The following is a 13,153-nucleotide window of genomic DNA, read 5'->3' on the forward strand; positions in this document are numbered from 1 at the left end:
CTCGATCATGTGGCTGAAACTCCTCACCTCAACCACATGATCCGAACTCTAAACAGCTCCTAGTACACCAGCGAGCGGGCCTTGTACGAGGTGCGCAGGAACGGGTTCTTGAACTTCGGGTACGCCACGGTCGCCGGGTCCCCGTCCGAGGTGTAGCGCATGTCCGGGTTGGCCTTCAGCCAGTCGAGCCACGCCGTCGAGCAGAACTGCGCGCAGTCGCCCTTCTTGTCCATGGCCCGGATGCGCGGGATGCCCAGCGGGTCGTAGGACTTGCTGAACGGCGAGGACGCGGGCGTGTAGCCGGCCAGGAAGGCGCCCCGGTGCTCGTAGTGGGGACCGCGCAGGGCCCACTCCTTCTTGCTGGGCTGGTTGCCGTACGGCAGCGCGATCGAGACCGGCTTGGTGTGGGACAGCGAGTCGATCGTCTCGGCGATGCTGCCGATCTGCTCCTCGACCTGCTGCTTGCTGCGCCCGCGCAGGTTGTGGTGGTCGCGGGTGTGGTTGCCGATGTCGAAGCCGTTGTCCTTGAGCCAGATCAGCAGCTGAGCCTGCTCCTCCCGCTGGCTCTTGCCGAACATGTCGCGGGTGACGTAGAAGGTGGCGACCGGGCGGAAGCCCGGGTTCTTGGCGGCCATGTCCTGGAGGATCGCGACCGCGGTGTCCTTCTGCGGCGTGCCTGTCTCGTCCATCGTGAGCTGGCTGGGCGAGGAGTCGTCGAAGGTGAGGACGACCGGGTGCTTGCCCGCCGGAATGTCGATCTTGCCGGTGACGAGCTCCGCCGCGGTGATCGGCACGTAGCCGTCCTTGATCAGCCGTTCGAGATCCTCCCGGAACTTCGCGGGCGTGCGGTCGTCGGTGGTGGCCGGTTTGGGAATGATGCGGTGCCACATGAGCACCGGGATCTGTCCCAGCTCGTTGGCCTTGACCTTGGCCGCGGCCGCGACCTTGGCGGCCTTGCTGCGCTGCAGCTTGGCGGCGGCCTCCGCCTTGGTGTCCTTGACCTGGGCCACCGGCTCGGAGCCGCACCCGGACAGGATCGCAGCGACCATGACCACACCCATGCCACTGATGAAAGGCAGTCGCATTCGAACCCCCCGAAACGCGTACGACTGGTTACGGAGAGCTCATACCCAGATGATCAACCGTGCCACGCCAGCGATCACCCAAGAGATGGTGTGGGTCCACGGAAAAGGGCCGCCCGTAGGCGGCCCTCCACGTGCGACGGCTCAGGCCATCTTCTTCTTGAGGTTCTCGTCGAGCGCGCCCAGGAAGTCCTGGGTGGTCAGCCACTTGGCGTCGCCGCCGACCAGCAGAGCCAGGTCCTTGGTCATCAGGCCGCTCTCGACCGTCTCGACGCAGACCTGCTCCAGCGTGTCGGCGAACGCGGTCACCGCGGGGGTGTTGTCGAGCTTGCCGCGGTGGGCCAGGCCACGGGTCCACGCGAAGATCGAGGCGATCGGGTTCGTGGAAGTGGCGTTGCCCTTCTGGTGCTCGCGGTAGTGGCGGGTCACCGTGCCGTGCGCGGCCTCGGCCTCGACGGTGCGGCCGTCGGGGGTCATCAGCACCGAGGTCATCAGGCCGAGCGAGCCGAAGCCCTGCGCGACGGTGTCGGACTGGACGTCGCCGTCGTAGTTCTTCGCCGCCCAGACGTAGCCGCCCTCCCACTTCATGGCCGCGGCGACCATGTCGTCGATGAGGCGGTGCTCGTAGGTGATGCCGGCGGCGGCGAACTCGTCCTTGAACTCGGTCTCGAAGACCTCGGCGAAGATGTCCTTGAAGCGGCCGTCGTACGTCTTGAGGATGGTGTTCTTCGTCGAGAGGTAGACCGGGTAGTTGCGGTTCAGGCCGTAGCGCAGGGACGCGCGGGCGAAGTCGCGGATGGACTCGTCCAGGTTGTACATGGCCATCGCGATGCCGGGGCCCGGGAAGTCGTACACGTCGAGCTCGACCGGCTGGGAGCCGTCCTTCGGCGTGTAGGTGAGGGTGAGCTTGCCCTCGCCGGGGACCTTCAGGTCGGTGGCGCGATACTGGTCGCCGAAGGCGTGACGGCCGATGACGATCGGCTTGGTCCAGCCGGGGACGAGCCTCGGCACGTTGGACATGATGATCGGCTCACGGAAGATGACACCGCCGAGGATGTTGCGGATGGTCCCGTTCGGGGACTTCCACATCTTCTTGAGCCCGAACTCCTCCACCCGCGCCTCGTCCGGGGTGATGGTGGCGCACTTCACACCGACGCCGTACTTCTTGATGGCGTTGGCGGCGTCGATCGTGATCTGGTCGTCCGTGGCGTCGCGCTTCTCGATGCCGAGGTCGTAGTACTTCAGGTCGACGTCGAGGTAGGGAAGGATCAGCTGGTCCTTGATGAACTGCCAGATGATCCGGGTCATCTCGTCGCCGTCAAGCTCGACGACCGAACCCTCCACCTTGATCTTGGGCATGCGAATGGTTCCCCTTCACTGAATGAATACGTTGAGGCTATCGGACGCCCCTCAACCGGAGAAAAGGGACTGGATGAGCGCCTTCAACGCGTTGTTGTAGAGCAGCAGCGAGCTCAGGACCAGCACGAAGCCGGACAGGCCGAGCGTGATGACGTCGGTGATCCTGCTGCGCACGGCGAGCGGGCCGCCGTAGCCGGCGAAGCGCAGCGCGGCGCCGAGCATGAGGACGGCGCCCACGGCGAACCCGCCCCACCGCACGTCGATGAGGAAGATCAAGCCCACGCCGACGGCCGCACTCGCCAGGATCAGCGGGTACGGCCCCCAGCTCTCACGCTCGTAGTTCTCGCTCAAAGGCTCATCGTTCGTCGATCGGCTTCCACTTCTGGTCCGTCTCGCCGATGTATTCGCTGTCCGGGCGAATCAGGCGGTTGTCCGCGTGCTGCTCGATCACGTGCGCGGTCCAGCCGGACATGCGACTGATCGAGAAGACGGGAGTGAACAGGTCGGTCGGGATTCCAAGGTAGTGGTAGACGGACGCCGCGTAGAAGTCGACGTTCGGATAGAGCCCCTTGGTCTCGAAGACGACCTCTTCCATCTCCTTGGACATCCGGTAATAGGTGTCGTCCCCGGTCGCCTCGGCGAGTTCCTGCGACATCTTGCGCAGGTGGGTGGCGCGCGGGTCCTCGGTCTTGTAAACGCGGTGGCCGAAGCCCATGATCTTCTCGCCGGCCTGGAGCTTGTCGCGCACGGCCTGGGCGACGCCCGTCGGTGAGATCGACTCCAGCGTCTTCATGACCTGCTCGTTCGCTCCGCCGTGCAGCGGGCCCTTGAGCGTGCCGATGGCGGCGACGATGGCGGAGTGCATGTCCGACAGGGTCGCGGCGCAGACGCGGGCGGCGAAGGTGGAGGCGTTCATGGTGTGGTCGGCGTGCAGCACCAGGCAGGAGTCGAAGATCTCGACCTCGCGCCGCGCCGGGCTGCGGCCGGTGACCTGGAGCAGGAAGTTCGCGGCGACGCTGAGCGCGGGATCCGGCTCGGGCGCCTGGCCGCCGGTGCGGGCGGCGTGGTAGCGGGCGACCAGCAGGGGCTGCTGCGCGGTGAGGCGGGCGGCCTTGGCCAGGTTGGCCTCGCGCGCGTTGCTGTCCTTGTCCGGGTCGTCCGCGCCGGCGAGCGACACCAGGGTGCGCAGCGCCTCCATCGGTTTCTGCTTCTCCGCGATCTCGGAGATGTTCGCCGAGACGAGCGGGCCCAGCTCCCGGCCACGCACCAGCTCCTCACCGTAGGCGGCGAGCTCGGCCCGGTCGGGCAGCTTTCCGCGCTGCAGCAGGTGTGCGGTCTCCTCGAACGTCGCGCGGCCGGCCAGGTCGTGGATGTCGTATCCACGATAGAACAGGCGACCGGCCTTCCCGTCGATGTCGCTGAGCGCTGTGGACGCCGCGACGACATCTGCCAGGCCTTTTGTGGGCTTGTCCGCCATGTGTACTTCCTCCGCTTATCTCCCGTGGAAGTCTACCTGTGAGCAGGCAAAACCAGTCTCAAGGGGTCAGATCAATTTCAAGCGCGATTCTCGTTTCGGCAAAGGCGATTCCGCATCCCCACGTTTGGGTAAGCCGCAGCTGTAGTAATAGTTACGGCGGGCTACCTGGGGAGGAACTGCCGTGGAGGGGCCGTTCATACGCATCGAGGACACCGGCGAGGTGGTCCCGTTGCGCCCCGAGATCACGACGGTGGGAAGGGGCCGGGGCGCGGACATCCGGCTCAGCGATCCCAGCGTGTCTCGGCTCCATGCCGAGTTCGTCAGGCGAGGACCCTACCTGTATGTCGTTGACCTGGGCCTGTCCCGCAACGGCACACGGGTGAACGGCAGGCCGATCGCCCGGAGGGTGCTTGACGACGGCGACGTCGTCTCCTTCGGCGCGGCCCGCGGTCGCATCGGTGGAGTCCCCCGTGAGGACTTCACCCCCGAGGTCGAACTCCGCAGAGCCGCGGCGCCCGAGCTGACCAGACGCGAGGTCGATGTGCTGACCTCGCTCTGCAGGCCGGCGCTGTCGGACGAGGCGTTCGTCGCCCCGGCTACCGCACGGGAAATCGCCGACGACCTGGTTGTGACCGAAGCCGCGGTCAAGCAGCACCTGCTGCGGCTGTATCAGAAGTTCAGGATTCCCGAAGGCACCAACCGGCGCACGCGGCTGGCCAACGAGGTCGTCGCGCTGGGCCTGGTGCGCCCGACACCTGTGGTGCCACCACAGCGGTCGGGGGCCCCTGCCGAGCCGTCAGCGGCGGGACGCAGGGCTTCCTGAGAGGCGGATCGCGACCGGGGCTTCGGCGAGGGGTTCCGGCAGCGTCAGCGGATCGGAACCCGGCGTTATCGTGCCCAGGATCCGGGCGCCCGAGGCGCCCGTGCACCTGGGCACGGTGGCGGGCAGGCCGTGTGCGGTGAGCCAGCCGAACAGCGAGAAGGCGATCGCCTCCTTGCCGTCGGCGGGCACGCCGAGTTCGTCGCTGGTCACGAAGGTCGCCGGCGACGTACGCGAGCGCAGCATGCTCATCAACGTGGGGTTACGCGCCCCGCCGCCTGAGACGATCACCGTGTCGAGGCGGTGCCGGCGGATCTCCGCCGCCACCGTCTCGGCCGTGAGCGCGGTCAGCGTGGCGACCAGGTCCGCCTGCGGCAGATCCGCCTGTACGTAGTCGGGCGTGAAAAGCTCCTTGCCGGTGGATTTGGGCGGCTCCATGCGGTAGTACGGCTCGGCCAGCAGCTCCTCCAGGAGCCCGGCGTCGACGGTGCCCGCCGCCGCCAGTTCGCCGTCCCGGTCGTACGGCGGCGCGGCGGCGTCGATGAGCGCGCAGGCGGGCCCGGTGTCGTAGGCGAGGACCGGCTCCCGCACGGTCAGATTGGCGATCCCGCCCAGGTTCAGCGCCCCGGTACGGCCCGGCATGCCCGCCATGAGCAGCAGGTCGAGATAGGACACCAGCGGCGCCCCCTGCCCACCCGCCGCGACGTCGCGCGCCCGTACGTCCGACACCACCGGCAGCCCGGTCCGCTCGGCGATCCAGGCCGGCTGGCCGAGCTGCAGGGTGCCCAGCACCCGCCCGTCCTCCACCCAGTGGAACAGGGTCTGACCGTGGGAGCAGATCAGGTCGGCCGGCAACCCGGCCGCCACGTCCGCGAACGCCTGGCCGATGAGCGTGTCCAGCGCGCAGACCTCGCCCAGGTCGATCCGGTGCGGCGGCAGCGCCGCCACGATGCGGGCTCTCAGCCCAGGCTCGTACGGCCGCTCCCCCAGATGCAGCAGCGTGCCGGTCAGCACGTCGCCGTCCAGCGACCAGTCCACCACGGCGCTGTCCACACCGTCGTGTGAGGTGCCCGAGATGAGACCGAGAACCCGCATCGTAACGTCCCCCTAGATGACCTTGAAGCCGTTGCTCGGCTCGCTGGTGCGGTTGGCCCGGTCCACCGCCACCACGTAGTAGTGGTCCCCGCGCCGGCCGTCCGCATCCCGCCAGCTCACCTGCCGGTCGCCCGGGAGGACGGCGACCAGATGGCGGGCGTCACGGAAGCCCGACGACGACGCCCGGCTCGGGAAGCGGAAGACGGCGAACTGGAACGGCTCGTCCCGCCCGGTGGCCACCGCGCGCACCTCCACCCCGCCGTGCCGCCGGATCGCGTAGGCCAGCACCGGCCGGTGCGGCGGCCTTCCCTTCGCGAGCCTGGGCAGCACGGGCGCGAGCGCCGGTCGCGTGTAGTGGTCGTTGACCGCGGTGCTGATCGAGCCGATCCGGTCGGCGCGCAGGTCGTTGGCGTTGTACCAGATGTCGCCGCCGATCTGCCGGTGGTCGCGGTTGAGCGTGAGATGGTCGGACAGCTCGGCCGGGTCCTGCCACTCGGGCGCCTGCGCGGGATCACCCGCCTTGTAGGCGGCCTGGCCGATCCACAGCAGCGTGCCGGTGCCGTCGGCCACGCCGGACCACCACGGCACCAGCTTCGAGTAGTCGGCGGGCGGCTGCCCGATGTACCAGTAGAGCTGCGGCGCGATGTAGTCCAGCCAGCCCTTGCGCACCCAGCCGCGGGTGTCGGCGTGCAGGTTGTCGTAGGACTGACCGCCGTTGGTGTCGGAGCCGAGCGGGTCGGTGCCCTTGTTGCGCCAGATGCCGGACGGGCTGATGCCCCACGCGGTCTCCGGCTTGGCCGCGCGCACCCGCTGCTGCATCTCCGAGACCATCAGGTCCACGTTGTGCCGGCGCCAGGCGGCCAGGTCGGGGAAACCGCCGCCGTGCTGGGCGAAGGCGGCGCTGTCGTCGAAGGCCGTGCTGTTGGTCGGGTAGAAGTAGTCGTCGAAGTGCAGGCCGTCGATGTCGTAGCGGGTCAGCGCGTCCAGCATCGCGTCCTGGCAGAACTTCCGGACCTCCGGCATGCCCGGGTTGTAGTAGAGCTTGCCGCCGAACGGCAGGATCCAGTCGGGGTGCTTGCGCCCGGGGTGGTCGGGGTGCAGCTGCGCCGGGTCCGCCTGCATGGAGACGCGGTACGGGTTGAACCAGGCATGGAAGGCCAGGCCGCGCTTGTGCGTCTCGGCCACGGCGAAGCCGAGCGGGTCGTAGCCGGGGTCCTGCCCCTGGACGCCCGTCAGCCAGTGCGACCAGGGCTCGAACGGCGACGGCCAGAAGGCGTCCGCGGTCGGCCTGATCTGCACGAACACCGAGTTCAGCTTGCGCTCGACGGCCAGGTCCAGCCAGGCGAGGTATTCGGCCTTCTGCTGGTCGGCGCTCAGGCCCTGCTTGGACGGCCAGTTGATGTTCACCACCGACGCGATCCACATGCCGCGCATCTGGCGCAGCGGGGGCACGTGATCGGTGGCCGCGAACGCGGGGAGGGGGACCGCTGAGGCCGCTGCGGCCAGTGCGAGACCTTTGAGGAGGGTCCTTCGGTCGTGCATGGGGGGTGGCTCCTCGGAAGAGGTTGTGTCGAGGGCGACGATGACAGAAAATTACCTTCGGATCAACAACTGTGAAGGAAAATGCCGAATGACCGCTGACCTGTACCGACTGGCCATGGCAGTTCTCCAGCCAGGCTACGCGGGGACTTCGGTCCCCGACTGGATGCGCAAGGCGCTCGGCCAGGGGCTCGGCGGTGTCGTGCTGTTCGCCCGCAACGCGCCGAGTGCGCAGGTCGTCCAGCAGATCAGGGCCGAGAACCCCGCCGCCGTCGTCGCCGTCGACGAGGAGGGCGGCGTGGTCACCCGCTTCGAAGTCGCCTCCGGCAGCTCCTTCCCCGGCAACCGCGCACTCGGCGTGGTCGACGACGTGGCGCTGACCGAACGGGTGGCCCGCCAGATCGGCCGCATGCTCGCACGGGCCGACGTCACCCTCGACTACGCCCCGGCCGCCGACGTGAACGCCAACCCCGCCAACCCGGTCATCGGCGTCCGCTCCTTCGGCCCCACCGCCGACCTGGTGGCCCGCCACACCGTCGCCTACGTCAACGGCATCCAGGGCGCCGGCGTCGCCGCCTGCGCCAAGCACTTCCCCGGCCACGGCGACACGGTCACCGACTCCCACCTGGAGTTGCCCACCGTGCACGCCTCCCGCGACACGCTCTTCGCCCGCGACCTGCCGCCGTTCCAGGCCGCCATCGCGGCCGGGGTGCGCTCGGTCATGTGCGGCCACCTCCTCGTCCCCGCCCTGGATCCCGACTCGCCCGCGACGCTCAGCCGTACCATCCTGACCGAGCTCCTCAGGGGCGAGCTCGGCTTCGACGGGATGCTCGTCACGGACGCCATCGAGATGCGGGCGGTGGCCGCCAGGTTCACCCCCGGCGAGATCACCGCCCGCGCGCTCGCCGCCGGCGTCGACGCCGTCTGCGTCGGCCTGACCACCGAACAGAGCCTGTACGAGATCCGCGACGCCATCGTGGCCGCCGTGCGCTCCGGCAGCCTGTCCGAGGAGCGGCTGGTGGAAGCGGGCGCCCGGGTGCACGCCCTGGCGAGCTGGTACGGCGAGCAGGCGGCCCTACGCGCCGCCGACTCCGACGCCGACGACACCGACGCGCACGTCGGCCTGGACGCCGCCCGCGCCGCGCTGACCGTGACCGGCTCGGCGACCCTGACCCGGGGGCCGCTCGTGGTGGAGGTCAACACCCGCCTCAGCCAGGCCGTGGACCCCGGGACCCCGGCCGGCGTCACCGCCGCGCTGACCGCCCTGCTCCCCGACACCGCCCGCGTCCAACTGGAGCCCGGCGGCCCGCTCCCCCGCCTCGGCCCCGGACTCGCGGCCGGTGCCGGGCTCGGGTCGGGGGCGGCGCAACGGCCCGTCGTGCTCGTGGTGCACGACGCCGCCCGGCACCCCTGGGTCCAGGACCGGGTGGCGCAGGCCGTACGGGAGCGGCCGGATGTGATCATCGTGGACACCGGCATCCCGGACGTCCCCTCCGGCGCCGCGCACCTCGCCACCCACGGCATCTCCCGCGTCTCCGCCCAGGCCGTGGCCGAGTGGCTGACCTCGTGACCCCGGTCCCCGAACCGGCCAACCCCGTCGCGGCCGTACGGGCCGTGCTGCCGTCGCTCACCCCGGCGGCGCAGTCCATCGCCCGCCTCATCCTGGACGACCCCGGCCTGGTCGTGCGCAGCACGATCACCGAGTTCAGCGGGGTGTCCGGGACCAGCGAGGCGACCATCGTGCGCACCGCCAGGGCACTCGGCTTCGGCGGCTACTCACAGATGCGCTTCGCCCTGGCCGCCGCCGTGGCCAAGGAGCCGGAACGGCTGGTCCCCGGCGACCTCGGCCCCGACGACCCGCTCACCGACGTGATCGCCAAGGTGGCCCGGGCCGAGTCCGAAGCGATCGCCGACACCGCCGCCCAGCTCGACCCCGACCAACTGGGCGAGGTCGTCACCGCCATCGTGGGCGCCCGCCGGGTGGACGTGTACGGCGTGGCCGCCTCCGGGCTGGTGGCCACCGACATGGCGCAGAAACTGCTGCGGATCGGCCTGTCCATCCACCCGTTCAGCGACGCCCACCTGGCGTTGACCAGCGCCGCGCTGCTCAAGGGCGGCGACGTGGTGGTGGCGATCAGCTGCAGCGGCGAGACCCCCGACGTGCTCGTCCCGGCCCGCACCGCGGCCGAGGCGGGCGCCCTGGTGGTGGCCATCACCAACAACCCCCGCTCATCACTGGCGGGCATGGCCGACCACACCCTGATCTCGGCCGGCCGCGAGACAGCGTTCCGCCCCGGGGCGCTGGCCAGCCGGATCAGCCAACTGCTGATCGTGGACTGCATCTTCGTAGGACTGGCCCAGCGCACGTACGACCGAGCGGACGCCGCCATCCGAGCCACCCGCCAAGCCACCGACCGCTACCGCCGCCGCACCTGACGGTCTTTGTGGACGGTGCCTTTTGTGGAACCAAATCCACCTGCCTAGCCCGCGGGCCCGGCGGAACGCGGCCTACCCGCACGTACTGCAACTCCGGCGAGATGTGCCCGCAGATCCGGGTCACACCAGGGGGCGCTGCGCCCCGCGGGCGAGGGCGGCGGCCTCGCCGCGCGAACCGGCCTTCAGCTTCTCCAGGATGTTGCGGACGTGGTACTTCACGGTGTGCTCGCTGATCTGCAGCTCTTCGGCGATACTCCGGTTGCGGAGTCCTTTGGTGATCCGCTCCAGTACCTGCAGTTCGCGCGGGTTCAGGCCCTGCAGGGCATCGGCCGACGGCGTTTCCTGGGCACTGAGCGGCAGTTCGACGAAGATGTGCGTGCCCCAGTCCGGCACCGCGTCCAGGGACAGTTCACCGCCGAGCGAGGCCACCCGGTCCGCGAGCCGGTGCATGGTGAGCGCGTCCGCCGAGAGTGCACCGGGCCCGTCGTCCCGGAGTGAGACGCGCAGCCCGGCATCGGCGAGTTGCCACTGGATACGGATCCGGCCGATCCCGTCCTGCTCCAGCATCAGGAGTACACCGCCCCGTACGACAGCGCGCGCGGCATGCGCGATATCGCTGGGAAGCAGCCGTCGGCTCGGCTCCGGAGGGACGAGTTCGAGGGCCACCTCGCTGTACCGGATGAGCGGGGCGAGGCGTTCTTCGAGGCGGGTGAACGCCTCGTGCGCGGTCTCCTCGGTGAGGGACCGGTCGAGATCACCGGCCGCGCGCAGCTCGATGAGGGCGGAGACCGCGATGTCCGTGGCCGCACGCCGGGCGGCTCCGTCGTCGAGCGTACGTGAGCGCAGCGCGCCCAGCAGCGCGGACAGCGCGGCCGTGTGGGCGTCCGTCAACTCGCTGATGGCGCGGGCCCGTTCCTGAGCCGCCATACGGTTCCCGGCCAGTGGGACGGGATGAGCTTGGGCCGCGTACGCCGACAGCCGGAGGGAGATGAGGTCCCACAGCCGCTGCACCACCTGCTGGGTGTGCGGGGCCGGCTCGATGCCGTCGGCCACGACAACGGTCAGCAACGCACCGGAGGTCCCGTGCGGCGCGGAGGCCACGGACAGTACGGGGCGTTTCTCCCCGCCGACCAGAGCGGTCTCGAAGCGCGGCACACCGATGTCCACCGTGCCCGCCAGCCGGCCGAGTTCCGCACTGGAGATCCGGTCGGCGACGCCGCGCTCGCCGACCTTGCGCATCGGCGAGCGGGAGCAGTCGCCTGTGAGGATGGCCAGCGCTCTGTGCGGCAGCGGTTCGGAAAGAACCGCGGACAACTGCTCCGAGGTGTCTTCCGGTGGAACTTCGAGTACGGAAATCGCGGCACCGAGCACCTGCCGCGGGTCCGACCAGTCACCAGCTTCCATGGCTGCCCACCCTAACGAGCGTTCTTCGTCACCGGACTGTTCCTTCGAGTAGTCCATTCCGTCCGGAAGGACGGGCGCACCACGCGAACCTCCGCGCGAGCCTGGACCCGTTGCATCCGACCGCAGAGGAGACAGACCGTGAAAGCACTTGTGGCCCCGTCCTACGGCCCGCTGGACCAGCTCGTCGTGACCGATGCGCCCGCTCCCTCGCCGGGCCCCGGTGAGCTGCTGGTGCGTGTGGAGGCGGCTGGGCTCAACCCGCTGGACGCCGCTCTGGTGACCGGCGCGATGCACGCCATGATGCCCGTCGAGCACCCCTTCGTCGTGGGCATGGACGCCGCGGGAGTCGTGGAGGCCGTCGGCGAGGGCGCCACCGGATACGAGATCGGCGACGCGGTCGTGGCCTACACCCACTTCCACCCGGGCACCATCGCCGAGTACACGAAGGTGGGAGTGGGCCCCCATGTGGCCAAGCGCCCGGCAGGCCTCGACGCGGTGCGCGGCGCCGCGCTGCCGTCGGTCTCTCTGACCTCCGAGTGCATTCTAGAGGCGGCGCGGGCCGAGGCGGGCCAGACGATCCTGATCATCGGGGCCACCGGGGGCGTCGGGTCGTTCACGGTCCAGCTGGCGGCACAGGCCGGCCTGTGGGTGCTGGCCACGGCCGCGCCGGCCGACGCCGACTACGTACGTGGTCTGGGCGCGCGCGATGTCATCGACTACACCTCCACCGACCCGGTGAAGGAGGCCCAGCGGCTGGCCGGTGGCCGACTGGACGTCGTACTGGACCTGGTCAACCGTGGTCCCGCCTTGCTGGGTACGGCGGATGCGATGAAGGACGGCGGCCGCCTGTTGTCCACGTTGATGGGCCCGGAGAGCTTCGAGCGCGGCATCACCGTCGTGTACGTACGGATGTCGGCACGCGAGGGGCAGCTCCAGAGCCTCTCCGAGCGCGTCACCGCGGGCACCCTCTCGGTCGAGGTCGCGGCCACCTATCCCCTGGACGACGCGCCCAAGGCCCTCGCGGAGTTCGCGTCGGGTCGCTACTCGCGGGGCAAGGTCGTCGTCACCGTCTGATCCGCCCGCCGCTCCTGGGTAGCACCCGAGGGGTACGTCGTCAGGTGCGGGTCTGGGCGGACAGGTCGGCTTCGATCCGGGCCGCCGTCGCCTGCAGCAGAGGCAGTAGCTCGCGCCTGACGTACTGCAACGTCGTACGGCTGGCGTGGGTGGAGACGTTCAGGGCGGCCACGGTAGCACCGGAGCGGTTCCGGATGCGTACCGCCAGGGAGCGCAGGCCTTCCTCCAGTTCCTGGTCCACCATCGACCAGCCGTGTGTGCGTACCTGGTCGAGTTCGGTGCGCAGGGCTGTGGGGGAGGTGAGGGTGCGTGAGGTGAGGGGGCGCAGGTCGGCTTGGGAGAGGTAGTGGTCCAGGGCGGGTGGTGGGAGGGCGGCCAGCAGGACGCGGCCCATGGAGGTGCAGTACGCGGGAAATCGGGTGCCGATGCTGATCGTCACCCGCATGATGCGGGCCGTCGCCACCCGGGCCACGTACACCACGTCCTCGCCGTCGAGCACCGCGACCGAGGTCGACTCGTGGACCTCGGCCGCCAGGCGTTCCAGGTGCGGGGCGGCGACCTCGGGGAGCGAGAGGCCGGACAGGTAGGCGTACCCGAGCTCCAGGACGCGGGGCGTGAGCGTGAACAGTCGGCCGTCGCTGCGCATGTACCCCAGCTCGACCAGCGTCAGCAGGAACCGTCTGGCCGTCGCCCGGGTGAGACCGGTCTCGCGGGCCACCTCGCTCAGGGTGAGGGCCGGCGTGGTGGCGCTGAACGCGCGGATCACGGCCAGGCCTCTGGCCAGCGACTGAACGTGGTCAACCATCGGATTCCTTGACAACATAGCCCGACAACGGCATAGCGTCCTTACCATACGGGACTGTTCGA

Annotated in this window: 12 protein-coding genes; 4 read left to right on the forward strand and 8 right to left on the reverse strand. The window is 69.7% G+C overall.

All coding sequences use genetic code 11. The annotated features are described in order from the left end of the window. Positions 1-59: 59 nt before the first annotated feature. The 4 genes from IEY87_RS24465 to IEY87_RS24480 form a co-directional block, all read right to left on the reverse strand. The gene (locus IEY87_RS24465) at positions 60-1,049 is read right to left on the reverse strand and encodes a polysaccharide deacetylase family protein (RefSeq protein WP_189141115.1); all 990 of its coding nucleotides are present in this window, start codon (positions 1,047-1,049) and stop codon (positions 60-62) included. A 177-nt stretch (positions 1,050-1,226) separates the two neighbouring features. Next, positions 1,227-2,441 carry an NADP-dependent isocitrate dehydrogenase gene (locus IEY87_RS24470; protein WP_189141116.1) on the reverse strand — a complete coding sequence of 405 codons (1,215 nt, stop codon included), beginning with the start codon at positions 2,439-2,441 and terminating at the stop codon, positions 1,227-1,229. 51 nt (positions 2,442-2,492) lie between these two features. Next, positions 2,493-2,792 carry a DUF3017 domain-containing protein gene (locus IEY87_RS24475; protein WP_189141117.1) on the reverse strand — a complete coding sequence of 100 codons (300 nt, stop codon included), beginning with the start codon at positions 2,790-2,792 and terminating at the stop codon, positions 2,493-2,495. 4 nt (positions 2,793-2,796) lie between these two features. Next, positions 2,797-3,918 (reverse strand): citrate/2-methylcitrate synthase, encoded by a 1,122-nt coding sequence (locus IEY87_RS24480; protein WP_189141118.1) that lies wholly within the window; start codon positions 3,916-3,918, stop codon positions 2,797-2,799. Positions 3,919-4,099: 181 nt separating this feature from the next. Here IEY87_RS24480 and IEY87_RS24485 point away from each other — a divergent pair, with 181 nt between their 5' ends. Continuing rightward, the gene (locus IEY87_RS24485) at positions 4,100-4,741 is read left to right on the forward strand and encodes an FHA domain-containing protein (RefSeq protein WP_189141119.1); all 642 of its coding nucleotides are present in this window, start codon (positions 4,100-4,102) and stop codon (positions 4,739-4,741) included. Here IEY87_RS24485 and IEY87_RS24490 read toward each other — a convergent pair. After that, positions 4,715-5,833 carry an anhydro-N-acetylmuramic acid kinase gene (locus IEY87_RS24490; protein ID WP_189141120.1) on the reverse strand — a complete coding sequence of 373 codons (1,119 nt, stop codon included), beginning with the start codon at positions 5,831-5,833 and terminating at the stop codon, positions 4,715-4,717. The genes IEY87_RS24485 and IEY87_RS24490 overlap by 27 nt on opposite strands. A gap of 12 nt (positions 5,834-5,845) precedes the next feature. Beyond that, the gene (locus tag IEY87_RS24495; protein ID WP_189141121.1) at positions 5,846-7,375 is read right to left on the reverse strand and encodes a glycoside hydrolase family 10-like protein; all 1,530 of its coding nucleotides are present in this window, start codon (positions 7,373-7,375) and stop codon (positions 5,846-5,848) included. Between the two features lie 88 nt (positions 7,376-7,463). Between IEY87_RS24495 and IEY87_RS24500 the strand changes: the two genes are divergently transcribed. Both IEY87_RS24500 and IEY87_RS24505 read left to right on the forward strand, forming a co-directional pair. Continuing rightward, a complete protein-coding gene (locus IEY87_RS24500) occupies positions 7,464-8,942 on the forward strand; it encodes a glycoside hydrolase family 3 protein (protein WP_189141122.1) in 1,479 nt (492 codons plus the stop codon). Further along, positions 8,927-9,808, forward strand: a complete 882-nt coding sequence (locus IEY87_RS24505; RefSeq protein ID WP_225277641.1) for a MurR/RpiR family transcriptional regulator — start codon at positions 8,927-8,929, stop codon at positions 9,806-9,808. The genes IEY87_RS24500 and IEY87_RS24505 overlap by 16 nt, the downstream gene beginning before the upstream one ends. Positions 9,809-9,928: 120 nt before the next feature. Here the strand turns inward: IEY87_RS24505 and IEY87_RS24510 are convergent, their stop codons facing one another. After that, positions 9,929-11,212, reverse strand: a complete 1,284-nt coding sequence (locus tag IEY87_RS24510; RefSeq protein ID WP_189141123.1) for a helix-turn-helix transcriptional regulator — start codon at positions 11,210-11,212, stop codon at positions 9,929-9,931. Positions 11,213-11,350: 138 nt separating this feature from the next. Between IEY87_RS24510 and IEY87_RS24515 the strand changes: the two genes are divergently transcribed. Continuing rightward, entirely contained in the window at positions 11,351-12,286 is a 936-nt protein-coding gene (locus IEY87_RS24515; RefSeq protein ID WP_189141124.1) for an NADP-dependent oxidoreductase, read from the forward strand. A 40-nt stretch (positions 12,287-12,326) separates the two neighbouring features. On the opposite strand, the gene IEY87_RS24520 is transcribed toward IEY87_RS24515, so the two are convergent. Continuing rightward, a complete protein-coding gene (locus IEY87_RS24520; protein ID WP_225277642.1) occupies positions 12,327-13,091 on the reverse strand; it encodes an IclR family transcriptional regulator domain-containing protein in 765 nt (254 codons plus the stop codon). Positions 13,092-13,153 lie beyond the last annotated feature (62 nt).

Origin of the sequence: Nonomuraea glycinis (assembly GCF_014646515.1) — a bacterium.
Taxonomy (GTDB): domain Bacteria; phylum Actinomycetota; class Actinomycetes; order Streptosporangiales; family Streptosporangiaceae; genus Nonomuraea; species Nonomuraea glycinis.

Coding starts and splice junctions, on each gene's coding strand:
- IEY87_RS24465 (WP_189141115.1), bottom strand. CDS start 1,049: ATGGTCGCTGCGATCCTGTCCGGGTGCGGCTCCGAGCCGGTGGCCCAG.
- IEY87_RS24470 (WP_189141116.1), bottom strand. CDS start 2,441: ATGCCCAAGATCAAGGTGGAGGGTTCGGTCGTCGAGCTTGACGGCGAC.
- IEY87_RS24480 (WP_189141118.1), bottom strand. CDS start 3,918: ATGGCGGACAAGCCCACAAAAGGCCTGGCAGATGTCGTCGCGGCGTCC.
- IEY87_RS24490 (WP_189141120.1), bottom strand. CDS start 5,833: ATGCGGGTTCTCGGTCTCATCTCGGGCACCTCACACGACGGTGTGGAC.
- IEY87_RS24495 (WP_189141121.1), bottom strand. CDS start 7,375: ATGCACGACCGAAGGACCCTCCTCAAAGGTCTCGCACTGGCCGCAGCG.
- IEY87_RS24500 (WP_189141122.1), top strand. CDS start 7,464: ATGACCGCTGACCTGTACCGACTGGCCATGGCAGTTCTCCAGCCAGGC.
- IEY87_RS24510 (WP_189141123.1), bottom strand. CDS start 11,212: ATGGAAGCTGGTGACTGGTCGGACCCGCGGCAGGTGCTCGGTGCCGCG.
- IEY87_RS24520 (WP_225277642.1), bottom strand. CDS start 13,091: ATGGTTGACCACGTTCAGTCGCTGGCCAGAGGCCTGGCCGTGATCCGC.